20 protein-coding genes, 1 pseudogene and 1 riboswitch are annotated in these 24,954 nt (G+C 30.1%); of the genes and pseudogenes, 5 read left to right on the top strand and 16 right to left on the bottom strand.

All coding sequences use genetic code 11. The annotated features are described in order from the left end of the window. The first annotated feature begins 102 nt into the window (after nucleotides 1–102). Both CCE28_RS15650 and CCE28_RS15645 read left to right on the top strand, forming a co-directional pair. Entirely contained in the window at nucleotides 103–771 is a 669-nt protein-coding gene (locus tag CCE28_RS15650) for a type II secretion system F family protein (RefSeq protein WP_242972997.1), read from the top strand. A 223-nt stretch (nucleotides 772–994) separates the two neighbouring features. Further along, entirely contained in the window at nucleotides 995–2,857 is a 1,863-nt protein-coding gene (locus CCE28_RS15645) for a sensor histidine kinase (RefSeq protein WP_095134670.1), read from the top strand. Between the two features lie 135 nt (nucleotides 2,858–2,992). On the opposite strand, the gene CCE28_RS15640 is transcribed toward CCE28_RS15645, so the two are convergent. The 4 genes from CCE28_RS15640 to CCE28_RS15625 all read right to left on the bottom strand — a co-directional run bounded on the left by CCE28_RS15640 (nucleotide 2,993) and on the right by CCE28_RS15625 (nucleotide 8,215). Beyond that, nucleotides 2,993–4,069, bottom strand: a complete 1,077-nt coding sequence (locus tag CCE28_RS15640) for a Tad domain-containing protein (protein WP_095134669.1) — start codon at nucleotides 4,067–4,069, stop codon at nucleotides 2,993–2,995. 56 nt (nucleotides 4,070–4,125) lie between these two features. Next, nucleotides 4,126–4,215, bottom strand: a riboswitch (cyclic di-GMP riboswitch). A 124-nt stretch (nucleotides 4,216–4,339) separates the two neighbouring features. Beyond that, nucleotides 4,340–6,550, bottom strand: coding sequence for a GGDEF domain-containing protein (locus CCE28_RS15635; RefSeq protein WP_176461869.1), 2,211 nt, complete (start codon nucleotides 6,548–6,550; stop codon nucleotides 4,340–4,342). A gap of 534 nt (nucleotides 6,551–7,084) precedes the next feature. After that, nucleotides 7,085–7,639: a flavin reductase family protein gene (locus tag CCE28_RS15630; RefSeq protein WP_095134667.1), complete on the bottom strand. Its 555-nt coding sequence runs from the start codon at nucleotides 7,637–7,639 to the stop codon at nucleotides 7,085–7,087. Between the two features lie 150 nt (nucleotides 7,640–7,789). After that, on the bottom strand, nucleotides 7,790–8,215 hold the full coding sequence (locus CCE28_RS15625; RefSeq protein WP_095134666.1) for a MarR family winged helix-turn-helix transcriptional regulator: 426 nt from the start codon (nucleotides 8,213–8,215) through the stop codon (nucleotides 7,790–7,792). 661 nt (nucleotides 8,216–8,876) lie between these two features. Here CCE28_RS15625 and CCE28_RS15620 point away from each other — a divergent pair. The 3 genes from CCE28_RS15620 to CCE28_RS15610 all read left to right on the top strand — a co-directional run bounded on the left by CCE28_RS15620 (nucleotide 8,877) and on the right by CCE28_RS15610 (nucleotide 12,896). Beyond that, nucleotides 8,877–10,013 carry an NAD/NADP octopine/nopaline dehydrogenase family protein gene (locus CCE28_RS15620; protein WP_176461868.1) on the top strand — a complete coding sequence of 379 codons (1,137 nt, stop codon included), beginning with the start codon at nucleotides 8,877–8,879 and terminating at the stop codon, nucleotides 10,011–10,013. 437 nt (nucleotides 10,014–10,450) lie between these two features. Continuing rightward, nucleotides 10,451–11,854 (top strand): sodium:solute symporter family protein, encoded by a 1,404-nt coding sequence (locus CCE28_RS15615; protein WP_176461867.1) that lies wholly within the window; start codon nucleotides 10,451–10,453, stop codon nucleotides 11,852–11,854. 346 nt (nucleotides 11,855–12,200) lie between these two features. Further along, a complete protein-coding gene (locus CCE28_RS15610) occupies nucleotides 12,201–12,896 on the top strand; it encodes a FadR/GntR family transcriptional regulator (protein ID WP_095134663.1) in 696 nt (231 codons plus the stop codon). A gap of 499 nt (nucleotides 12,897–13,395) precedes the next feature. On the opposite strand, the gene CCE28_RS15605 is transcribed toward CCE28_RS15610, so the two are convergent. The 12 genes and pseudogenes from CCE28_RS15605 to CCE28_RS15560 form a co-directional block, all read right to left on the bottom strand. Beyond that, entirely contained in the window at nucleotides 13,396–14,385 is a 990-nt protein-coding gene (locus tag CCE28_RS15605; RefSeq protein WP_095134662.1) for a sensor domain-containing diguanylate cyclase, read from the bottom strand. Nucleotides 14,386–14,543: 158 nt separating this feature from the next. Then, on the bottom strand, nucleotides 14,544–14,693 hold the full coding sequence (locus CCE28_RS21885; protein WP_141228377.1) for a class I SAM-dependent methyltransferase: 150 nt from the start codon (nucleotides 14,691–14,693) through the stop codon (nucleotides 14,544–14,546). Between the two features lie 422 nt (nucleotides 14,694–15,115). Next, nucleotides 15,116–16,216 (bottom strand): FMN-binding protein, encoded by a 1,101-nt coding sequence (locus tag CCE28_RS15600; protein WP_095134661.1) that lies wholly within the window; start codon nucleotides 16,214–16,216, stop codon nucleotides 15,116–15,118. Between the two features lie 105 nt (nucleotides 16,217–16,321). After that, on the bottom strand, nucleotides 16,322–17,551 hold the full coding sequence (locus tag CCE28_RS15595) for an FMN-binding protein (protein WP_095134660.1): 1,230 nt from the start codon (nucleotides 17,549–17,551) through the stop codon (nucleotides 16,322–16,324). Nucleotides 17,552–18,207: 656 nt separating this feature from the next. Next, nucleotides 18,208–19,149, bottom strand: a complete 942-nt coding sequence (locus tag CCE28_RS15590; RefSeq protein WP_095134659.1) for an alpha/beta hydrolase — start codon at nucleotides 19,147–19,149, stop codon at nucleotides 18,208–18,210. Nucleotides 19,150–19,323: 174 nt separating this feature from the next. Then, nucleotides 19,324–19,485, bottom strand: coding sequence for a hypothetical protein (locus CCE28_RS22320; protein ID WP_176461866.1), 162 nt, complete (start codon nucleotides 19,483–19,485; stop codon nucleotides 19,324–19,326). Then, nucleotides 19,475–20,128, bottom strand: a complete 654-nt coding sequence (locus CCE28_RS15585) for a (Fe-S)-binding protein (RefSeq protein ID WP_095134658.1) — start codon at nucleotides 20,126–20,128, stop codon at nucleotides 19,475–19,477. The genes CCE28_RS22320 and CCE28_RS15585 overlap by 11 nt, the downstream gene beginning before the upstream one ends. Before the next feature lie 172 nt (nucleotides 20,129–20,300). Next, nucleotides 20,301–20,582 (bottom strand): annotated as a pseudogene (locus tag CCE28_RS15580) (Na+/H+ antiporter NhaC family protein); the annotation flags it as partial. Between the two features lie 85 nt (nucleotides 20,583–20,667). Next, nucleotides 20,668–22,098, bottom strand: a complete 1,431-nt coding sequence (locus tag CCE28_RS15575) for a Na+/H+ antiporter NhaC family protein (protein WP_095134656.1) — start codon at nucleotides 22,096–22,098, stop codon at nucleotides 20,668–20,670. Nucleotides 22,099–22,133: 35 nt separating this feature from the next. Then, on the bottom strand, nucleotides 22,134–23,108 hold the full coding sequence (locus CCE28_RS15570) for an ornithine cyclodeaminase family protein (protein WP_095134655.1): 975 nt from the start codon (nucleotides 23,106–23,108) through the stop codon (nucleotides 22,134–22,136). Nucleotides 23,109–23,189: 81 nt separating this feature from the next. Continuing rightward, nucleotides 23,190–23,831, bottom strand: a complete 642-nt coding sequence (locus CCE28_RS15565; protein ID WP_176461865.1) for a GntR family transcriptional regulator — start codon at nucleotides 23,829–23,831, stop codon at nucleotides 23,190–23,192. 505 nt (nucleotides 23,832–24,336) lie between these two features. After that, on the bottom strand, nucleotides 24,337–24,843 hold the full coding sequence (locus CCE28_RS15560; protein ID WP_330396872.1) for a CGGC domain-containing protein: 507 nt from the start codon (nucleotides 24,841–24,843) through the stop codon (nucleotides 24,337–24,339). Nucleotides 24,844–24,954: the final 111 nt, after the last annotated feature.

The raw sequence follows: 24,954 nt of genomic DNA, 5'->3' as shown, positions 1-24,954 counted from the left end.
AATAGACCGTCTCTTAGGAAGAGAATATTTTATCCCATATTAAAAAAATACAAGAGGCATTTTCGAAAAAATCTTTCAGGAGAAAAGCACGATAAATTGGAGATGAAAATCCTTCAAGCAGGCAGTCCTTTTGATATGACACCTGTGGATTTTCGTTTAGTTCAAATGATATTGATCATCCTATTTCCTATATTATTTGCAATTTACGGAATCCTCTTAGGTCTTTCTGTCCCAATGATTTTTTTAATAGTTACTTTCAGTATGATATTTGCAAGCTTTCTTCCTAATTTATATTTATCTCAAAAATCAAAAGAAAGAAGTAAACGTGCCCTTAAAGAACTTTCTGATATTGTAGACCTTCTTACTGTGAGCTTAGAAGCAGGTCTTGGATTTGATTTGGCTCTAAATAAATTAATTTCTAAAAATAACGGAGTTATTGCTAGTGAATTTCACCAATGTTTAGAAGAAATTCGTCTAGGAAAACCAAGAAGGGATGCCCTAAAAAAAATCACAGAAAGGCTCCTTTTAGATGAAATGAATATTCTAATCAGTAGTATATTACAAGCAGAAAAACTTGGAATCAGTATGGTTAAAATCCTTCGTATTCAATCCCATGAAATTCGAAAGAAAAGAAAACAAAGGGCAGAGGAACAGGCCATGAAGGCCCCTATCAAAATGCTTTTCCCTCTTATTTTTTTCATTTTCCCTAGTTTATTTATTGTTCTCTTAGGACCTGCTATCATTCAATTTATTAATACATTTCAAAAATAGCCGCTGATTTTCAGGGGCTATTCTACTACCACATTTACTTCTCTTAATGCTGATACAATGCTACTTGAACAAAATGGTTACATCTACAATTCCCTTAATTTTTCCAAAATTCGAAGTTTTACAAGGAAAAATACAGAATATATAGAATATATAATCATTAGACAAAAAGGAAAACCTTTCACTATATATTCTAGAAAAAATTCAGGTTTAAGGAGGGGTCCAAGTGTTCTCAGAAAATGGATATGATTTTATAGATATGAATGCTGTTATCAAAGCATCTCAAACTATTTCTACTGAAATTGAGTTAGATAAGCTACTTGAAAGGCTCCTTAGAATTATTGTAGAAAATTCAGGTGCTGAAAAGGGATATTTTATAATGAAGTCAGAAGGTAAATTTCTTATTGAATGTGAACTGAACAATGAGCATATATCAGTAATGAAGAGTATTCCCTTAGAAGAATGTCAGGATATTTCCCAAAGCATTGTACATTATGTCATAAAAACAAGGGAAAATATAGTTTTGGACCATGCATCTAATGACCAATTATTTTCTGCTGATCCTTATATAGTAAAAAAACAGTCAAAGTCTATTCTTTGTATGCCTATGATTTGTAGAGGAAATTTAATAGGAATTGGTTATTTAGAAAACAATCTATCCATTGGAGTATTCACTAAAAATCATATTGAAGTATTAAAAATCTTATCTTCCCAAGCAGCAATTTCAATTGAAAATGCCATTATGTATAAAAAAATTAAAGAAATTAACCAAAACTTAGAAAAGACCGTAGAAAAAAGAACAAATGATTTAAAAGATACAGTAAAAAAATTAAAAGAAGAAATAAATGAAAGAAAAAGAGCAGAATTAGAATTAAAAGAAAGTCAAGAACGATATCGTCTTTTAGTGGAACTTCTACCCGATTCAGTTTTTGTTCACATTAATTCTAAAGTAGTATTTGTTAATAAAGCCGGTACGAAGTTATTTGGAGCAAAAAAGAGTAAAGAATTAATTGGAAAATCCATAAAAGATTTTATTTATGAAGACTGTCATGATACCTTTAACGAAAGAGCTAATAAAATACAGAATAATAAGAGTTTTCTTCCTTTCTGTGAATACAAAATGATTAAGTTTGATGGAACAATTGTAAATCTTGAAGTTGCTTCAACTCTTTTCCCATGTAACGGCAAACAAATGATTTTGAGTGTTGCAAGGGATATAACAGAGCGGAAACAATCCGAAAGATTACGTAAAAGTGTAAAAGATAAAGATCGATTGCTAAAAGAAGCAATTGAATACGATAGGATAAAGACACAATTCATTACAAATATTTCACATGAACTTAGAACCCCTCTTAATGTAATGTTAGGGGCAATACAAATGTTTCATTTGCTTCTAAATGAAAAATCAAGTAAAAATAACACTTATAAAATGATAACATATTCAGATATGATGAAACAAAATTGTTATAGACTAATAAGACTAGTCAACAATTTAATTGATATTACTAAAATAGATACTGGATATTTCCAATTAAATCTTAAAAAATGCAATATTGTAAAAATTATCGAAGATATTACATTATCTGTTGCAGAATATGTTAAAGATAAGGATATAAATTTAATATTTGATACGGATGTGGAAGAAAAGATAATGCCATGTGATCTAGATAAAATGGAAAGAATATTACTTAATCTTTTATCTAATGCAATAAAGTTTACATATAAAAATGGAAGTATATCTGTAAATTTAAAAGATAAAGGAAAAAGTTTAGCCATATCAGTAAAGGATACGGGAATAGGTATTTCAAAAGATAAGCAAGACATAATATTTGACAGATTTATACAGATTGATAAATCCCTTTCAAGGAATCAAGAGGGAAGTGGTATTGGCTTATCCCTTGTTAAGTCTTTTGTTGAATTGCAAGGCGGTACAATTTCTTTAAAAAGTAAACTAGGCTATGGAAGTGAATTTATCATAGAATTCCCTAACCAAGAGTTAGTTGAAAACCCTCTAAAAGAAATAGCTATCTGCCATGTTAATAACAATAAAGAACATATACAAATTGAATTCTCAGACATATATTTCTAATGAATTGATAGTATAAATTAGCATTCTCATTTAGTGAGTATATTAAAAAAATTAACAATAAGATTTCATAAAGCCCATAAATAAAGAGTGATCCAAAAATTTATACGTTTGGATCACTCTTTATTTATGAGCAACTTATTTGACCAACTTGATTTGAAGATTTTCAGAAAGTGTTTCCCTATATCTACCATCGTAAACCAAGTTTAAATCAGATCCGGAAATAGATTCAAATTCTTTGGCAATTAAAGATCCCTTAATAGTATTTTTACTTCCATTTAATTTAATATTTCCGTTAGGCGCGTAAAAAAGTCCGTGAAATTCTCCATCACTACCAGGGATTTCAATGTCTTTCAAACTATAAAAGGCAACTGAATCATCATCAGATTTATATTTCAAGTTAGATCCACTTAATATGATATTCCCTGTTGCGAAGACTGTACCCTTTCCACTTATATGCCCCCCAGAGAATACAACATCTCCTTCTACGTATATTATACCGTCTACATTTGTATTACTATTTGAAAAGGTCTTCTTTCTATTGTATACGGTTGTTGCATTTGCTTTATATTCATCTTTACTTATATCCAAAATATCCATATAAACTGATTTTTCTTTTCCATTGGGGAATTTATTATTTCCACCACTATTCTTAAGCTTCCCAACATATTCATATATATCATTGAACTGATTATCACTACCGGAGATTTCCGATGGTCCGTTAATATGTACTTTTCCATTAAATTTGTTTTTTGATCCAGAAACATAAAATGTTTTTTTGGGATCTTCAGAGAAAATTAAGTAATCAAATATTGAACTCTTTGTAGAACCAAATAATGCTGCGGATGCTTTAACTGAGACAGGAACCTTTTCAACACCAAATAATCTATAAAAGGGAGTCATTACTTCCTTAGTTAAATAAATTGTTACTTTTTTATCTTCTGGAAATTCAAGTTTTTCTAAACTCTCAAGTTCATTATGGGCTGTTAAAATATAGTTTACAATTGACTTAACTTCATTATTGTTATTGTTTAGCTCCTGTGCACCTGACAAAACAGCTGCATTAGCCGTTTTTTGAAGATGGGTTTTTGTCACATAGAGCATACCTCCATCTATAACCACACCAACCATACAAAGCAACATCATAAACAAAAGTGCAAAAATACTCACTGATACACCATCTTGATTTTTGACAAAGTTCCTCATTTTCAACATTTAAAGTTCCCCCATTCATCTCGTTAGAAAATACCGAAACAGGGACTCTTCCTATGTTCGGTAGCTGGCAGACATAGTTTTTCATTCTAACCTTAGTCCCTATAGCTTTGCGTCACTAATTTTCATCAGTTTTGCCCTTATCAAACAATTTTCGTCATGTTTGTTTCATTATATCAACTGCTTAGAAAATCTTCAATCCACATAAATACCCATATTCATTAACTATTTTCCCACCTTAATACATAGATAATATAACTATGTTTTATTTAGCTAAATAAAAGATTTATAGGGTTTTCCTATATGATAACCTTGTCCATAATCTATTCCTATTTCTTTTAGAACATTTAATATTTTGTCATTCTCTACAAATTCTGCAATAGCAGTCATTTCAAACGCCTTGGCCATGCTTACAATAGATTTTACAAGATATAAATTCTTTTCATTTTCATTTAAATCTCTTATAAATGACCCATCTATTTTTAAATAATCTGCTGGAATACGCTTTAAATATTGCATAGAAGAAAATCCTGTTCCAAAGTCATCTATAGAAAACTTAAATCCTAATTCCTTAAAAGAATGTATTGTATTAATCAAGCGGTCCAAATTTTTTATATTTTGTGTCTCGGTAATTTCAAATACAACATTTGTGTAATTTATTTTATATTCATCTGCTAAAAGAACTACTCTAGGTAAAAAGCTTGAATCGTTCAAGTCTCTTCCTGAAACATTTATGGAAAGTTTAATTACATCTTTCTGATCAACTTCACTCTTATATTTTAGGGCCTTTTCTATTACTGTTAAATCTAGCTTTTCTATTAAATTATTATCTTCTGCCACTTTTATGTAAGGAAATGGAGATAAATAATTTTCTCCATCCTTAATGCGCATAAGAACTTCGTATTTTTCAATCTTATCTTCCTTTATATTGTATATAGGTTGAAAAAATGGAACTATTCGATCTTCCTCCATGGCTTTAATAAGTTCTTCTTTTTTATTATCTCTTTGCTTTTTTATCTCAAGTAGATCATGCGAGTCAGGAAACGCCAAAAAACTCTTTTCGCTAGTTTTCTTTAATTGATTTAAAGTATCTTCTATTAAAAATAAAGAAGTATCCAAGTCTTCCATTTCTAATGGATTTAATTTTGTTAAACCTAAAAAAACATTTATATTTATATTCACATTATCTATTTTTATAGATAAATCTTTTAATTTTTCATTAAGTACTTCTGTCTTTTGAATAGCATTGTTCCAGTCTTCCGTGTGGAATAAGAAAATAAAATCATCTGCTTTAGAGTGGATCAAAAGTCCATCATTATATAAATAATTTTTTAATATATTCGTTAGCTCTTTAATAATCTTGTTTCCCACTTTGCTTCCGTAATTTCCGTTTATTGCTGAGAAATTATATATGTCCATGAATAGAATAATTTTCTTCCCTCTATTAGATTCTTTTTGTAAAACTTCCAACAGCTTATTTTTCCTATAGACACCTGTTAAATCGTCTATATCATATATTTTAGTAAATACAAAATATATAAGTATTCCCATGCCTATTAAAATAACAAATCCTAAGCTGGAAGCCTTTATTAAGTAAAGAAGGTTATCAGTTTTCACTTTTTCATAATCTATTCGACTTACGATTGTCCAGTGTGTGTTAGGAATTTTGTTAAAATATACGTATGCTTTTTCTTTCAAATCACCACTGTAATATATTTTTCCTGACGGAGACCTAAATAAACGTTCTATATTTTCATTCCAAATTTTCATGTAATCTTCCATTTTCTTTTTTTCATCATCTGTAAATTGATCTAAATAGGTTTTTTCAGGTTGAAACGTAGAAACGCCTAGTAATTTTTCTTCAGGATGAAGAACAATACTTCCATTTTCATCAACAATATAATTGACTACATTCTCCTTATGTGTAATAATGCTAAAAGTTTTATAGAAATCTTCTAAAAATATATCTACTGCAATAACTCCTTTTAAGTTACCATTTTTTCTGATAGCATAGGACAAAGTTATGACAGACTTTTTAGTGCTCAAATCTGTATATACTGGTGTTATAATAGGCTCGTCTGAAAAACTAGTATTTACATACCAAGGTCTATCTCTTAAATCAACTTTATTGTTAACATTTCCGCTACTTTTTATCTCACTACCATCTTTCTCATTCACAAAATACATAGCAGATATAAGAGGTACTTCCTTAATAATTTTATTAAAAATCGATTCTATTTTATTAGGACTATTAAAATGAGAATCAGATAATAAAATTCCTGTATTTTCAACGAGGGCTTTCAATGGATCTATTATATTTTCCATGAATACAGAATAGTTTTGAGAACTTTCTATTAAGGTATTTTCCGTTTTTAATAGGGTATCTTTTTTATAATGTTCATAACTGAAATAAATAATAGAACAAGTCAATAAAAAAATCCCTATACATAATAAAATTAAGTATTTTAATTTATTGAATTTCATAATACACCTCCTTAATGCTTTAACCCATTCAACTTTTATGTAGGCAATATTTATGACTCCTTGTAAAGGGGCCATATGACAAAATCTAAAATTTGTTCACAAGTATATTTAATTCTATGAATTTTCTGATAAATAGTCCAATGTATTTTTTACTTGTATAGCAACTATTTCAATGTTTCCTTCTATTTTCAAAACTCTTCAATTCGTTACTTAAAACATCATAATTATACAATAAATTCCATAATTTTACTAGATTTTTTTGTCACTTTTTTATCTAATAATATAAAGGATGATATATGGAATTAAAATCTTGCAGAATTAATATTTGCGCTACTATTACATATGTGCAAAAACAAAGTATATTTATACACATAGTAATTTATCTATATTTTTTTCTCCCTTACTAATAAAATTATCCCTATTAGATTAGACTATAAATGCCTACCTAATAGGGATAATTTTATTAATAGTATGATTTGATCTAACAATCATAATACCTATTTAAATTTTTTCTATGATACATCTTAGATAATTCTATTTTTTGTACATATTCCCAACTTTCCAACAATCAGCAAAAGCATCTCCAAGTTTCCAATACTTTCTTAAGTGCATATCAAATAGCATAGGTTGTACTTTTGCCATATCTATTTTTTCATTAGTAAGAATTTCTTCATTGCAATAAGTATTTTTAGACCTTACTAAAAACACATCATGGTTTGGCATATCAATAATATCAATAACTTCACACTCCATATTTATTGGTGCCTTTTTTATCATAGGTGCTCCTTTTATTTCTCCGTAAAAACTTTCGAAAACATTTGATTTATCAGTTCTCATCCCAGATACTATACCTACATAATCAGCTTCTACAACCATATCTTCGGAAGGAATATTTATACTTAAAGTCATCTTTTCCTTAATCCCTTTATTTGAATAATGTGATTTATGCATACTTAAAGATAATGTGTTCATATCAATAATACCTATATGAGCTATATTAATATAATTTACCTTTCCATCAACTTCAGTCCCCACCAATACAACCGGTGTGGGATATAGTGCATTTACTTCACCTAAATTCTTTTTCATTTTATATTCCCCTTCTCATTTCTTTTTTAATAACGTGGTATAAATTCTTTCTTAATTGTAACTTTAGTCTATATTTGTATGTACAACTAAATATTTTTCAAATTTATAACTTGAATCTTCACTTCAAATTCAAGTTATATTTTGACTAATTTATTTTGTTTCTAATTTTCCAGCTGCTTCGTTAATTAACAAAGTCAATGCATCTCCATCTTCATAACCTAGTATTTCAGAATATCTATCATATAGACTTTTCCAACATTTTTGGATTTCTACTTGAAGCTCTTTTCCTTCTTGTGTTAAATAAATAAAAGAATTTTTACCTTTAAATTCCCTATTTACTAAACCTTTAACTTCTAATTTATCAACAAATCTTGTAATAGTTGATGGAGCAATGTGCAGTTCCTTAGAAATTTCTTTAGGCGATATTCCTGGATTACTATAAACAGTCATTAATAAAAATGCATAACTTGGCGATACTCCTGTTTTTACAAATTCTTCTTCTGCCATCTTTGTTATTATTCTGGATAATTTATTAGCTGTAAAATATAAGCAACAACTAAGTAAATTTTCTGTCATAGAATTCACACCTTCGATATTTGTATATACAAATATTATTCTATATACTTTCATTTGTCAAGTATTTTCATTGCCTATAGTTTGCTAAATATTCATTATTATAGTTCTATAATCATATCTATCATATTGGATTAGCTCACCTTTTACCTTTTCTCAAAAAAGACTTCTCCTTTATAGTAAAAGTCCTAGTCCCTTCTAAAATTAAATACCTTTGAACGACTATTTTCTCTCACTATCACATAATTAATGTACCTTCATAATAGATTCTTAACTTCTTTTCCATTTTTTATTAGTGACTTTTGGTATATTATACTAATTTAACTTTTCAGTTTTCCTTGATCTAATATTTTTTTATTTTCCCTTTTAATATTCTCTTAGCCATCTTTAAAATTACTTTTTGTTTGTATTTATATTCATTTGCCTACATAATAATCCTTTCATATGAATTTTCCTTGAAAATCATGTGTTTTCTAAACTCTAATTATTTTATCAAACCTATCAATGTGTTTTGTTTAATATTCACAATTTTCTAAATACTGGTTGATTTATTCCAAAATTTGCCTTAACATATGGTTATAACTTGTTGAACAGGTTGCACATGTTGCACAGCAAAATCATTATAAATTATATAACTCAACAAATCTTTAAATGGAGGTGGATAATGGTGACCAAACAATTTTGGTATGCAAAAAGTTTAAAATGGTCAATTATTGGAGGTGGAAATGGTGGTCAGGCAATGGCAGGCCACTTAGCTATTATGGGTTTTTCTGTTAAGATATATGATATCTTCTTAGATACCATTGAAGAAATAAAAAAACAGGGAGGAATTAAAGTAGAGGGTGTAGTTCAAGGCTTTGGAAAGCTTGAACTAGCTACAACAAACATAACTGAGGCACTTAATGGTGCAGATATAATTGCAATAGTTACTCCAGCATTGGCACATAAGGAAATTGCTAAAAATTGTGCACCATATTTAAAAGATGATCAAATCGTATTCCTACATCCAGGTTCAACTTTTGGTGCTTTTGAGTTCAAAAAGGTATTGTTAGAAGAAGGCTGTGAAGCTAATCCAGTTATTGCAGATGCTGAAACACTTCTTTATGCTTGTCGCTGTAAAGAGAAAGGTCATGTCAATATATTAGGTATTAAGAATAGATTAAAAGTTGCTGCGCTTCCATCTAATGAGACAGAAAGAGTTGTTAAGATGTTAAATACTGCATTACCTCAAATATATCCTGCTTCCAATGTTATGGAAATAAGCCTAGAGAATGTTAAGCCTATGGTGCATCCTGCTCCAACTTTACTAAATACATCCATGATTGAATCTAAACATGACTGGTTATATTATTGGGATGGTATCACTCCATCTATTGGTCATTTTGTTGAAGAAATGGATAAAGAAAGACTTAATGTAGCTAAAGCTTTAGGTTTGAAAGTAGAATCTATTTTTGAAGTATATAAACGCCAATATGATGTAGAGGCATTGACGTTAACTGATGTTGTTAGAAAAACTAAAGCATACGCAGGTGTAAAAGGTCAGAAAAATCTTAATACTCGTTATATCACAGAAGATATCCCTATGGGATTAGTGCCATTGGTTTCATTAGGTAGGATGTTAGGAGTAAATGTTGAAAGAATGGCAACAATTATCGAGTTAGGTGAATACTTACTGGATAAAGATTTTACTACAACAGGAAGAACTGTTGAAAATGTTGGTCTTTCAGGTATGACTTCTGAAGAAATTATTAATTATGTTCAAACGGGAAAAAGAGAAAATATAGCATTGTCAGAAGTGTAGAAATCTATTAATCTAACATATTGGGCTAGTAGAACTTAGAATAAAAAATAAAAATTCTATAATAATCTCTCATTTGAAAAGGATTTATACATGAAAAAGCTAATTCTAATAGGTACAGGAAGAACAATTGCTTCTTCAGATAACACAAAGTGTTGATGATCTATTAGTTATAGCACTTTATAGAAAATAATCAATTGAACGGGAGTAATTAATGCGTGACATTGGAAAATCCAAAATATAGTAGAAGTTAAAAAGTTTATTGAAACGTTAATTATGGGAAATATTGTGTATTTGAAGGATAACTTTAATTAGCTTATAGCTTTGATTACTTTATCAAAGTCTTCAAAAGAATCTTTATAATGTAAACTTTATAGTGTTTTCAATGGTTGTAGAATTGTACAACTGACTACAAATTATATTATACAAGGGGGATGTATATGATTAATTGGACTATATTATTGGTGTTATTGGGTTTCTTGGGAGCAATGCTTGCAGTAGGAGCATGGGCTGCAAAAAAACAAAAAACTGCTGCTGATTTTTATGTAGGAGGTAGAAATTTTAATACTCTTACGGTTACTGCTACACAAGTAGCTTCTGCCTTTGGAGGCGGGATGATGGTAGCACATGTAGGTCTTGGTTATAAATACGGATTTGCGGAATTTGCTTATACTGGAATTGCTACCGCAATAGGAGTTCTACTTTTAGCAACTTTAGTAGCCGGTTGGTTAAGAGAACAGGACTTTTATACAACCACAGACTGGATGTGCAGTATGTATGGTGACTCCAAAACATTAAGGGCTGTAACATCAGTTACTGCAACACTTGTAACCTTAGGATGGTGGGTATCCCAGCCAATTGCTGCAGGTAAAATAATGAATTTATTAACTGGAATTCCTATAAATGTTGGGATTATAATTTCTGCAGTTGTTGTTGTAATTTATACTATGAGTGGTGGAATTATTGCGGTTGCTTATACTGACGTTGCTCAACTTGGACTAATGTTATTTGGTATGTTGATATTATTTCCAATTGCCGTTGTTAAGGCAGGTGGGTTTAACGAAATTTTCGCAGCTGTTCCTCAAGCAAATCTAGGGTTATTTGCCCCTGGAAAATCTGTAGTATGGGGATGGATACTGGCTGTTTTGCCAGGACAGATGGTTCTTCAAATTTACCATCAGAGAATTTACGCAGCTAAATCAACCAAAGTTGCAAAACAGGGCTTATATAATCTTGTAATTTCTTGTGTTTTAGCAGGTACTTGGGCTTCATTACTAGGTATGGCAATATACAAATTAGCGCCAGATTTAGCAGATAAGGAGATGGCAATGAGCTGGGCTATTACAAACTTATTGCCTAAAACAGCTTCAGTAATAATGCTTGCAGGAATAGTTGCTGCAATAGTCTCTACTGCTGACTCTGCATTGCATAGTACGTCAGCAAGTATAACAAGAGACTTTTATCAAAACATATTTAATCTTGATGCCACTGATGAGGATATATTGAAATTTTCTAAGAAAGCTATTATAGTACTAGGTGTAGTTGGTGTTATTATCGGTATTTATATTCCTATGGTTTTAAAAGTTTTAGTTTTAGGATATACACTTACATCTTCAGGACTATTATTCCCATTATTCCTAGGTCGTTTCTGGAAAAGAGCAACTACGCAGGGAGCTATTGCCGGTATGATTAGTGGAGTGGGATCAGCTTTACTATTCTCATTAGTTCCATCTCTTAAAGCAATGTCAGTACCTGCGATTGGAGCAGGTCTAATAACATCATTAATAACGATGGTAGTGTTTAGTCTTATAACCAAATCCGACAAAGTCAAAGCTGATACTTAATATATTACATGTTATTAGATAATACTTGCTTAGTAGCATTGAAATACTTATTAAAAATGCCTTTTAACAAAGGCATTTTTTTATCAAATCTAAAGATTTTGTAGTAAAAGTTCAAATTTTCAATATCATTATACAAGATAAAAAATAAAAACTCTTTGAAATTCTTTCAAAAAGTATTATATTTATATTAATAAGATAATTGCACAATATGTGTAGTATGTCTTTAGAACTTTTATATAAATATATGTTAGAAAGTTTTTAAAATTATAATTATGCACTTTTCTCAAATAAACTTAGTAGTTACTTTTTTCTAGACAATATTAACAAACGCTTATGGAGGTAATTCATGATTAAATCAATTACAGGCAAACACTTTTATGAAGAGGTTTCAACTCAGATAATAGATATGATTAAGAAAGGCGAATGGAAACCTGGGGATAAAATGCCCGGTGAGATAGGACTGTCAAAACATTTTGGGATAAGTAGACACTCTCTGCGTGAAGCTTTAAAAGCATTAGCTTTGATAGGAATTTTGACTTCAAAGGCAGGAAAAGGAACATACGTTTCCGAGGATGCTCTAATAATTATTAATAACATGCAATCCATGTCTTTGACAAAGAAAGAATCTTCTATATTTGAATTAATGGAAACTAGATTAATAATTGAACCTGAATTAACATTTTTAGCTGTGAATAAAGCAACTGATGAAGATATCAAAAAGCTTGAAAAAATTATAGAACAAGAAGTTGTAGCTCTAAGAAATAAAAAGTATACATTCAATATTGGATTCGCGTTTCATAATCAAATAACAAAAATTTCAAAAAATAGTGTAATAGGAGACTTTTTAGATTCAATCTCTAATCAGCTTATTGCTCAAAGAGAAAAAGTAACTCTTGAACATCTAAATGAAACTATTATTAAAAATGGCCACAAAGAACACATTGAAATACTTAACTATTTTAAAACTAAGGAAGCTCATAAAGCAAAACAAACTATGTACAATCATATTTGTAATTCACTAGAGATTTTAACTAGTAAATAACTCAAATATTTATTGTTATCTCATTAAATTACTTTAGTTGTGTAAAATAAAAATCAAGGACATGGATTTTTAGTGTTTCATCTTGAGAAATATTAAAGCTTGATAGTTTAAAGCCAGTAGAAATAAAGAACCTTACTACCTTAAGTACACATGTAGCCTTATATCCAGCTTTTATCCACTTTGTAGCTATTTCTAATTTATCGTCTATAGTAGGTTCTTTTTTTGCTAAATCCCTTGTATAGATATTTCTAAGTTTTCAACAACCTTATTATTAATATTTTAACCACAAAAGCAGTTTAAAAGCAGATTCCTAATTATTTTTAGATTCCCTCCCCCACCTTCTAACAGTTCCAGGAATTAAATCATGTTCTCTAGCTACTATATGTTACTTTCTGTTTCTAAATAAAGTGGTATGATTATAAATCTAAATATTTTTCAAAGTAATATCATTCCAATAAATAAGTGTATTAAAACAGAACATTTCATATTTATTGTAACTTTATTCATCATTTTGATGAAACAATGCTTTTTCTTTATAAAGGGATTGGTCTCCTCTTTTAATCAAATCATCTATTTCTTCATCTTTTAAATATTCCGCTATTCCAATACTTATTGAGTAGCTAATATTTTCTCCTCTATGCTTAAGAGTCCAATTTTTTGATTCATCATTGATTTTTGCCACTACTACTCTTGCTTGGTTTTCATTGGTTTCAGGTAAAAGAACTAAAAATTCATCGCCGCCCCATCTAGATACAACGTCTTGTCTTCTTAATATACTTTTTAAATTTCTAGAAAAATTAATTAATACCTCATCTCCTGCCAGATGTCCATAACTATCATTAATTTTCTTGAAACTATTTATATCAATTATTAAAATTGTAAAAGTTGTTATAGATCTATATGATTTATTTTTTTCAAATTCTAATATTCTATTTATTGCACGTCTATTTAAAAGAGCAGTAAGTACATCTATGGTTGCTTCCTTTTCTAATTCTTTATTCAATTCTTCAATTTCTTTTTGCTTTTTTAAGAGTTCTTTATTTTGCTTTTCAAGTTCAAGTTGTAATTTTTTAATTTGTGTAATATCAGTATGGGCACCCAACATCCTAATTGGTTTGAAATTTTCATCTCTTATGACTATACCTCTACATCTTATCCAGACTGTAGATCCATTTTTATGCTTATACCTAACAATTTGATCATAAAGATGATTAGGATCTTTGCAATGTTTTTCAAAATTGTTTAAAGCAGTTTTTAAGTCTTCTGGATGAATTAAGTCCTGCCACTCACTAGTTAAATGCTTTTTTTCTTTTGGGTCAAAACCTAATGTTTCCCACAATCTAGGGCTCATCCATTCGTTTTCTATATTTTCCAAATCCCAATACCATATACCATCTAATGATCCGGATTGTATAAATTCAAATATTTTTGAGTTTTCTTTAACAAGGTTATAAAGTTCTTTTTTCAAGTAATTTTCTTCCCTCTTCATATATCAATCTCCAATCTAAAAGATACTTTTCCTTTCACTAATAAATATTTTTCTATATTAATATGTTCAGTCTCAAAAGGACATCAGGAATATATGTACTACAATCATACATATATTCAAATTATATCATACCATTTTGCAGTTTTCGACATTCCTCCTCAAAAGTTCCATATTATTAAACTTACAGTTTTGTAATTAAATTGTGCTGCCAAATAATCATTAAAGATCTTTGGTTCATCATATAATGCATGATATGCACGACCAAATGCTGATACAATTGCTGTCATACTTCCTTTACCATTCTCCATAAAAAACATTCCTTTTAAACTTTTCGTAACTTTGTATTGATAAATCATTTAAGTTGTGGTATATTTAAATATTGCATTCTTTTAGTGTCAATTGTATAATTTTATTGTCAATACTACTTATTACTATTGAATAATTAAAGCCATGAAGTTTATTACTTCATGGCTTTTTCTGTCTTATTATTTTTTATACTTTCTTTAATTAATTATCTGCTTACCACTCTAAATATGAAATGGTCATTACCTGTTTTAGTAACTACACTAGTTGCAAAATCAGTTTCCAATGCCTTAGAGCAGTAATTACAAGAGCTGTAGCAAATAGTTATACAACTAGTGCAGGTACAGGAGGTGCTAATGATTACGTTGGATTCAGAGTAGTACTTAAACAGTAAATGCTATAAAAAAACAGAGCTGCCTCTGTTTTTTTATTTATTAAATTCTGCTCCTTCAAGAGCTTTTTTTACTGCTTCTATTATACCTGTTGATGTAAAAGTAGCACCACTTACAGTGTCCACGTCGGCAGATTGTTTTTCTAGTATTGCATCTATTATAGGACCTTTAGCCTTAGTGTACCAATCCCAATCTTCATCATGGTCTACTATGGATATTTTAGTGATAACCCCTTCTTCTATGCCTACTTTAACTTTAATTAAATCATTATACCCATTTGCCTCTCCAATATAATAAGTAGCATTATCAACCTCAGGTTCTTTAGTTGTTTCTTCTACAATTTTACTAGTTTCAACAGCTTTTACATTAGCATCTACTATTGATGTTTTTAAAAAATAGTCTGAATGAAGTGCACCAACATATATGGCTCCTATCAATACAGCAAAAGCAACTTTTTTCTTTAAAAGATTCGGTTGCACTAGACCAAATGTTAGAGTATTCTTGATAGGGCATTTTTTTATACACTCAAAACAATTAATACAGTTCATAGAATTAACTGAATTACAAGTAGAAACAGTTATACCCATCTCACAAGCTCTGTCACATAACTTACAGTTAACACAGGATTTGGTATTTCTTTTTATGCTAAAAACTCTAAAAATACTGAGTAATCCATATTCAGCACCTTTTATACAAAAGTAATTACAGAAAGGTTTTTTATAAAAAAGTGAAAGTGTGCAAAACATTATAACGCTAATAATCATTGCATAGTTAATCTGTTTTCCAATTAAAACTAAATATAGATTACTTCTAGCATCATATCTTAGCAGTATAAAAATAGCACTTACACTTAGTACTGTGACTAATATATAAAGTATATATCTAGTTAGCTTTAAAATAGAATTTAATTTAGGTGGTACAGTTTTTTTCTTAATCTTAAGTTTATTACCTATAATAGACACTATCTCTTGTAGAAATCCAAATGGACAGAGATAACCACAATAAAAGGCTCCACCTATTGCTGTAAGTATTAGTATAAATACAGAGAAATAAGTTTGGTTATTAAGTGCAATTACAGTTATTGGCAAAAATGCAATAGTTTGAATTATTTTTCTGATAAGTCCGATTTTTTTCATATTCACCTCATAAAAAAAGAGGGTGTTTTAAATGTAAGATTTACTCCACCCTCTTAATCTCTTTTAAATTAATAACATATTTGCTAATTTCATATAGCTTCTTTATTATTTTTTAGCTTGTAGTAAAGCCTTTGCTACACCCATTTTAATAGATTCACTAGAAATTGTTGCTGATGAAATAACGTCCACGTCTAAAGATTGTGCCTCAACAATTCTTGGTGGTAAAGACTCAAGGGCCGTTCCTGATCTATCCTCTCTAGGTTCTTCTTGAGTTGCTTTTATATCTATGACCTTACCATCTTTTACTGTTACAGTTACATCAATAGGCGTTAACATGTAACCCGTATTACTACTAGTGTATACTCCATCTTTTAAATCTGTAAAAGTTGCAATCTCACCATTTTTTGCTTTTGTTGCCAATTCTCTAAAACCTTCAGCTAACTGATAGCATGACTTCCAATGACGGTTAAAGTATTTTGCTTTACGACCTGATTTAAGGTCGTTATCAAGAAAATACGCTGGATTAGTTGAGTCAATTCCTTCTAAAATCAACTTCTCTGTAAAGTCAAAAACTTTATCATAATCTCCTTTTGCATATGCATATGAGGAAGCTGCAAGTACATTTGAACTAGCTTGCCAAGGTTTCAAGTCATTAAAATTTTCTGGACTAATACCGTATTCAAAAAGTTTATAAGCTTCTTCTTCTTCACCTATAAGTCCCATTGCCCAAGCTGCAGAAGTTAATTGCCATGAGAATACTTCTCCATTTGTTTCATAATCGTATTCTTCATATCTTGACATAACTTCATCACCATATCCAGCTTTTGCAATAGCCTTTAACATTCTACCGTGAGCAATTTTTTGTGCTAAAGTCTCTCCTATAGGCTCTATAACTCTCTTGCCATCTACCTTCTCTGTTCCATAGTTGGCATCTGGAGAAAGGTTCACTATTTCGTTTAAATAATGGTAAGCAAGATGATTTTCACCTAATTTTAATAAACCATTACCTAGATTACTTTTCCAGATATTATGATATGGATATTCATCTGTATCTTCACTATTTTCTACTAAATAACGTATTTTAGCTATATTTTCTCTAGCTGTTTCAATATCAAAGGTTTTTCTTACAGAAGTAGGTCCTTTCCTAGTTTCTTCGTTTATTTCAACTTGGATAGGTTCTGCCCATTCTGGCCATACCAGCTCTTGATTTGCCCATTCTTCAAAAGTTAACTCGGCTACCTCCTGTGATGCATTTTCATTTGTAGAACAACCTGTAAGCATACCAATTGCAATTATGCATATTAATATTGCTAAATTAAGTTTCTTATTAAACATTATAATAACGTCTCCTTTTTATTATGTATTGAATTATTAAGTCAGCCGTTCATGAATAATAATTCTCAATTGAAATTTTATATCATTTATAAAGAGTTGTCAATATGAACTTTTATAAAAAAGCACAAACTATTTTTTCATAATCACGAACATAAAAAATATCATGGAACGCTTTTAATATAACCATCAAGAGATGTGTAGAAAAATGTCCCGCTAAAGTTATTTATTAAGAGCATATAATAAATCTTGATGGTTCTAAAACATCAAGTAATTACAAATTATGTGCTACCACCTTGTATCAAGAATTGTATCTTTTTCAAAGGTGATTATAATAAATTAAGGAGTATGAAATGAACCCATTTGATATATGAAAAAATCTAAGGGAAATACCATATAAAACAATCCCCTATCAAAAACCTTTTGATAGGGGATTATACTGTTCATTTTCAATAAATCTAACACACCTTGATTACTTAACTATCTAGCTTTACAATAATTCTTTCAAAGTCATTGATCAATTTTTCTAAGTAGTAATACAGTCTCTACATGTATTGAATGTGTAAACATATGAAAAAAAACATGGCTACTTATGGTAAGGTTTGCCGTATTGGATGCAACGGTGATTTTCAATTGTATAACTTATTCAATCCTGTTACTTATATTTTATAGTTCATCTTTTCTAATAAAAATACTCCTAATGCTTCTATGGCTTCTTTGCTTTCAGGAAGATTCGAATCTGCTGCAAAAACGTGATATAAGTTATCCCATACAATAAGATTTACAGTAGTATTATTAAGTGCTGCTTTTCTAGCTAAGTTCATTGAATCACTAAGTAACACCTCACGACTTCCTGCTAAAATCATCATAGGTGGGAAATCTTTATAATTAGCATAAATTGGAGAAATTAAAGGATTATCTAACTCTTCTTTTCCAGCATAAATTTTTGCTGATCCTTCTAATTGTCTTTTACTTAATATGGTTTCGTACTCTTTTAAAGTTTCTATTGTATCTCCTTTTAATGTTAAATCAACCCAAGGTGAAAATAGCCCTAAAGCAGCTGGTAAATCTAATCCTAAATCTCTTAGTTTTAAAACAGTTGCTACAGCAAGGCCTCCACCTGCTGAATCTCCAGCAATAGCAATATTATTAGAACTATATCCTTCTTCTAGGAGATATTCATATATATTTAGTGCATCTTCCAAACCCTTTGGAAATGGATCTTCAGGAGCTAGACCATAATCAACTGATAATACCTTTATCCCTATAGCATTTGAAAGCTGAATTGGAATTGTACAGTAATTCTTCACATTTCCACTCATATATCCTCCACCATGAAGATATATTATAACCCCTTTATTTTTATTAGAGTTGGAAGTGTCTATCCAAACAGCAGGGACTCCTTTAATCTCTATTTCTTTTAATGAATACTCCTGTTTTAATTCTTTTAACAACTTATTTGACTCTTCGTTCAAAAAGTTCCTAAAATCTCTTATAACATTACTATCTGTAAAGTCCCTATTATGAAACTTGGAATTTCCTCCATCACCTGTCTTTTTATTTTTATAGATAGGATCTTTTTCTATATTTTTTTCTGTCATAATCTTAGCTCCTTTAATTTGCCAGTCTACTTATTGTGGATTTAAATGAAATATCACCTTTACTTATGGTATAGTTTAGCTTATAGTATGTACAGCTGATTATTTAAAAATACAAAAAGACATTTTATAGTAAAATGTCTTTTTGTATTTTTAAATAATATGATCTATTATACATTACATTGTAAAATCAATTTCATTAGTAGTTTTTAACTCTACAAATCTTCCACCTAAAATACCATGGTGGTGTTTAATTATTTGTACATCCGCGATTAATAATGTTGTTTTATTATCCCTTAACCTATCCCCACTTTCTTCTATACCCCTATTAATGTGCATCTATAAACCTTTGTATTTCATCATGCCATTCATCAGGCTCAAATGTACCAATGTCCGTATTTTCTCCAAACAAAAGATCTACAATATAACGTGGTTTTTTACCTCCAATATGCATTGACTTAATACATGAAACACAATAAACTACCACATTGTCACAGGGCATCTCCTCTGAACGTTTTCTCATCTGCTCTTTAACCTTCTCTACAGTCAATATTCCGTAAAAACTATCTCCACAGCAGATAGACTTTGTACGAGTATTTTTAGGTTCTATAATCTTAATGTTCATCCTTTGGAGAAGTTTTCTCATTGCAATATGTACCCTCTCTTCTGTACGAGTAGGACAGGCATCATGTATAGTCATTTCCATACCCTCATAGTCTGGAAATGAAAATGTATCACTTTCAGCTAATATTTCCCACAAGGACACCGTTGATATACCTTCATAAAGTTCTCTATATCGTCTATCACATCCTGGGCATGTGTTAAGTACCTTTGTATCCTTTTCTAAATTAGGCTCATGTTTACAACAAATCATATGATTAGGAATATTCTCCAAATCCTTATTTAAAAATTCTGATATTTTTTCAGCAAGTTGTGGCTTATAAATCATAAGCGCACAACCTGGCGCATAAACTTGTTTCATTATAATTCCCCCTCTGATTATTCTATCATAAAGTAATTTTATCATAATAAAATTATAGACTGTAATATTCTTTTCTTTATAAAATTTATAGGATATAAATAAAAAGAAACTTGGCATGTATGTATTCCATTTTGTCAGATAACATATTTACCAAGTTTCTTTTTATTTTTAGTTATAATTTTTTTCCATTCATCTGTTGCTTATGATTTAAATATCTTTTATCATTAGGACCAAGTTTTGCAATTGAAATACCTGTAAATCCATAAAAAATTGCAAGTCCTATACTCAAATAACAGGGTATTTCCCATATCCAAAAATCTGCTGGCCATACTCCTAATGCTCCAATATAAAATACGCCTGCACTACTCCAAGGGATTAAACAATTAAACATTGTTCCTGCATCTTCTAAACTTCTAGATAGATTTTTAGGATGAAGTCCCATATCAATATAGAGATCTTTAAATAATCGTCATTACTAATAATGTTGAAACTGATTCTAAAAATGTAGGTTTGCGTTTTAACATCTTATCATCTCACTTTTAGATTATTGTTTGAGCTACTTCTACTTCCTCTAGTGTCATTTCCTCTTCTTCTAATTTCTTAGTAAATAATCCTGTAAATCCATATATTATAAGCAAAGCAGATGAAACCCAGAAAGAATAATAATGAGGTAAGAAATCTGCCCAAGTGATTCCAAGAGTGGCATAAATTATAACATGACTTCCGCACCAAGGAACTAACGCACTTGTATGTCCTGATCCTTCTAATACAGTTCTAGACAAGTTAATATTAGCTAAACCTATTTTTTTATAGGCACTTCTATACATTCCAGCATTCAGAATTACTCCCGTATAAGCAGTTCCTCCTAAATACGTGGCTAATATTGATGTAATATAAGATGTAAGCACTAATGGTCCTCTTGTTTTAGTTAATGAGCCCATCTTAGTAACTAAAGCATCCATCGTTCCAATAGTTTCTAAAGTACCTGCTAAAACAAATGCACAGAAAATTATCAGCATTACGCTCATCATAGATAGGAGTCCTCCACCACTTAATAACTTATCAATTTCTGTAACTCCTGTTTCCGTAACATATCCATTATATAATGCATTTATGATTTGTGCCAAATCCTTTCCTTGTACTATTACAGCTAAAGCTATTCCAACCACTACCCCTAACATTAGTACTGGAAGTACAGGCTTTCTTTTTATAGCAAAGTATATTACAACAACTATCGGTAGTAATAATAGGGCATTAATATTGTATAATCCATTAATTCCATCTAATAAACTTTGGATCTTACCAGAATCAATTACACCTCCTGAATACTTAAACCCTACAATGGTAAATACTATCGCTGCACCAACTCCGCCTAGTCCACTAGTGTGGAAATTATATTTAAATACAGAGAATACGTCTTCTCCAGTAACTGCAGCTCCTAGATTGGTAGTATCTGACAGGGGACTCCATTTATCTCCTAACCAGCATCCACTAACAATGGCACCACCAGCAACTCCTGGAGGAATTCCCATTCCCTTTGCTATACCCATTAAGGCAACTCCAAATGTGGCTACAATAGTCCAGGATGAACCTGTGGCTATAGCTACTATTGCCGTAACTAAAAATGCTGCCACTAAAAATATGGATGGATTTAATATTTTTAATCCGTATACAATAAGAACTGGTATGGTACCTGAGGCAAGCCAGGAAGCACTTATGAAACCTACCATAAGTAACACGAGGATAGCCGGCATTCCCATATCAAACATTTTTAATATATTTTTAAATATGTCATCCCAACTGGTTTTAAGTACCCATACACCATAAGCTGCTGAAAAGAATGCACATATTAATATGGCCATACCTGTTGGGAACTTACCTTTACCCCATACAAAGACTGCAACATACACTAAAATCATACCAAAAGCCTCAATAAAGGTTATATCTCTTTTTTTCGAGGAATTTTCCATGTTAAACCTCCTTTAATTATTAATCTTTGAATTTTTTAAAGTTGTAGTTTACTTCCAACACCTTTTTCCATGGCCTTCTCATATATATACTTTCCAAAAGAAATATCCTCACAGGCTAAGCCTATATTCATTGCGATTATCTTCTCGGTATCGTTTTCCCTTCCTGCCTTCAATCCTGCGATAACCTCTCCAGTTTCAGCATGTAACTCAGGGATTCCACCTGAAAATGCTCCTTGTGATTGATATAATTTAGCTTGTTCTAAATCATCATTAATAAATTTATCAACTCCAAACAAAGCCTCATTGGTCCAAGCTCTACTTGATTCTAACGGAAGTCCTAAGACCCCTTCTTTCAGCCATTCATATTTAACAATTGGCTCTGGTAGTTTTTGAGTTGCTGTTATTACTATGTCTGAATTTCTTACAGCTTCTTCAGGACTACTTACAATTTCAATTTCAATATCTAGTTTTTTTGATATTTCCTCTCTGAAACCATCTGAAGCAGCTGGGAATATATCATAAACTTTACATTTTTTAATTTGTGGTAATATTTTTTTCAATGCTATAATATTAATTCTCCCTTGAACTCCTGCTCCTATTATTCCAACTACTTCTGAATCCTTTCTAGCACAGCGCATTGCTGTTACGGCAGATACTGCAGCAGTTCTTACAGTTGTAGTCCAAGTTGCATTCATTACAGCTAACGGTACACCTGTTTGTGCACAATTTATTATCTGTAATCCATTTATTACGGGTAAATTCTTTTCACGATTAGGTGGATATCCGCTCACCCATTTTAATCCTATGGCTTGCATTTGCTCTAGATATGCTGGCATAGCATGTATAAATGAATTGCTTAAACTATGAACACCAGGTTTAGGTGGATTTTCAACTGTCTTCTCACCATGTTCTTTTAAAGCTTTTTCAACACTCCCAAATACCTCTTCCCATGAAATATTAAGACCTAAAATATCTTCTTCTGATAAATATAAAAATTCTAATTTTTCCATATTTTCATCCTCCTAAAAATTAGTCATCATATTGTACTCTAAATTCATATTATGATGATCCATTAGGAGGATCTAATCATCTTATGAATCTATGTCAATATGAAAATTTTTTTTAAATGTATCTGATGAGTTAATTATATGTTGGGTCATATATTGACTGGCCATATATCCATCACCTAATTCAAGATAATGAATTATTTTTCTCCACTCATTTATACTTGCTTCTTTTCTTTTATCTAACAATGAAGTCTTAGAAGTTATTCTTAAAATGTTATCCATCATATCATTTATAATGTTAACAATAACTTTATTGTCTGTTTTTTCTTTTATTACATTATGGTTATCAGCTTCATAATAGCCATATTTTTCAGTATCACCATTTTCCATGGAGTCACAATTTTTTTTCAAACGCAAAATGTCTTCATTAGTAATGTTAGGTATGGCCAGTAAAAGCATATTGGGTTCAAGTAGCAATCTAACCTGAAAGTTATCACTTATTGCTTTCGTATCTACAGGTGATACATATGTGCCTGATTTTGCTTGAACATAAAGCCACCCATCATCTTTTAGTTTATTAATTGCACTCCTAATTGTTGTCCTTGATGTGTCATAAAGGTTTCCAAGATATCTCTCACTAATTTTTGTGTTTTCTTTTAATTCTCCAACTAAAATTTTATTTTTAATGTCCTTGCAAATTTCATCTGTCATCTTTAAATTTCCCATAATTATTCTCCTTTGTTTTTTCATATATAATCTATAAAGTAGCATCTCTGTTTAAACTCAGTATTTGCTAAAAATATATACATATATTTAATCATATTAAAATCATTTAGACAAACACCGCTTGCTTTTTATAGATTTCAATATAACAAATTGAAGAATAACCGTCTCTTCTGGTATACCAAAATGTTTTAGCGTTTATTAAATATTTATGATTTTACCTATATTTATCATTGTTTTGTTAAATTTCACCTCTCCCCCATTATGTTTTATGCACTTTTTTATTTTTTTTATCATTTCTCTTTGAAACTAGTATACCAGTTTCGATTATTTTTCGCAATATGTTTTTTGAATAATTTGAATTGTCAGATTTTTATCAATCTTAGATTCTCTAAAAAAGCATTCGCTTATAACACAACGCTCTAAAGAAATATACTAAAAAAACGTCGTACCTATAATACCTTTTACAGTAAATAGCGTAACGACGTTTAATCACTTTTATATTTTTTTAATAAGAAGTATATATGCCTTGATCTCTTTTCTTCTGAGCATTTTTACTTAAATAGGAACCTTCTACTAGGTTTTTATATCCCTTTTTTACTATAATGCTTTTAATATAATCAATATGAGGACATCTATCATAATGATGATTATCAGTTACTATACACGAAGATAAGTGAATGACAACTTCATTTTTATTTATGTTATTAATTTTTCTAGATTTTTTAGCAAAATGTTCTAATTTAGCTGCTAAGCCTTTTCCACAGCATCCACCACACGTAAAAGAAATGTGCTTTATACCTTCATCATAATTTTCAAATGCTCCTTCCTTATTGTAAAAAGCATTTGTACAGGCAAAGCCACTACATCTCCTGTGTGCAATATCACACTGAATAATAATAACATATTTTGTATCCATATTTAATCCGCCCCCACATCTAATATATAAATTTATTTCCTTTAATTCATATATAAAAATACTTTTGAAATACTGTCCTAATAAAATTTTTCTCATAACTAATCCACTCTGTACATGACTATCAGTAAACCTGACATATGTAAAAGTTTCTTCAATAATATATTACTTATGATTATAGCATATATTGTCAATATCAAATTGTCTCCT

Source organism: Anaeromicrobium sediminis (assembly GCF_002270055.1).
In the GTDB taxonomy this organism is placed as follows: Bacteria; Bacillota; Clostridia; order Peptostreptococcales; family Thermotaleaceae; genus Anaeromicrobium; species Anaeromicrobium sediminis.
Note: the sequence above shows the minus strand (reverse complement) of the source record. Positions and strands in the feature narration are given on the sequence as shown.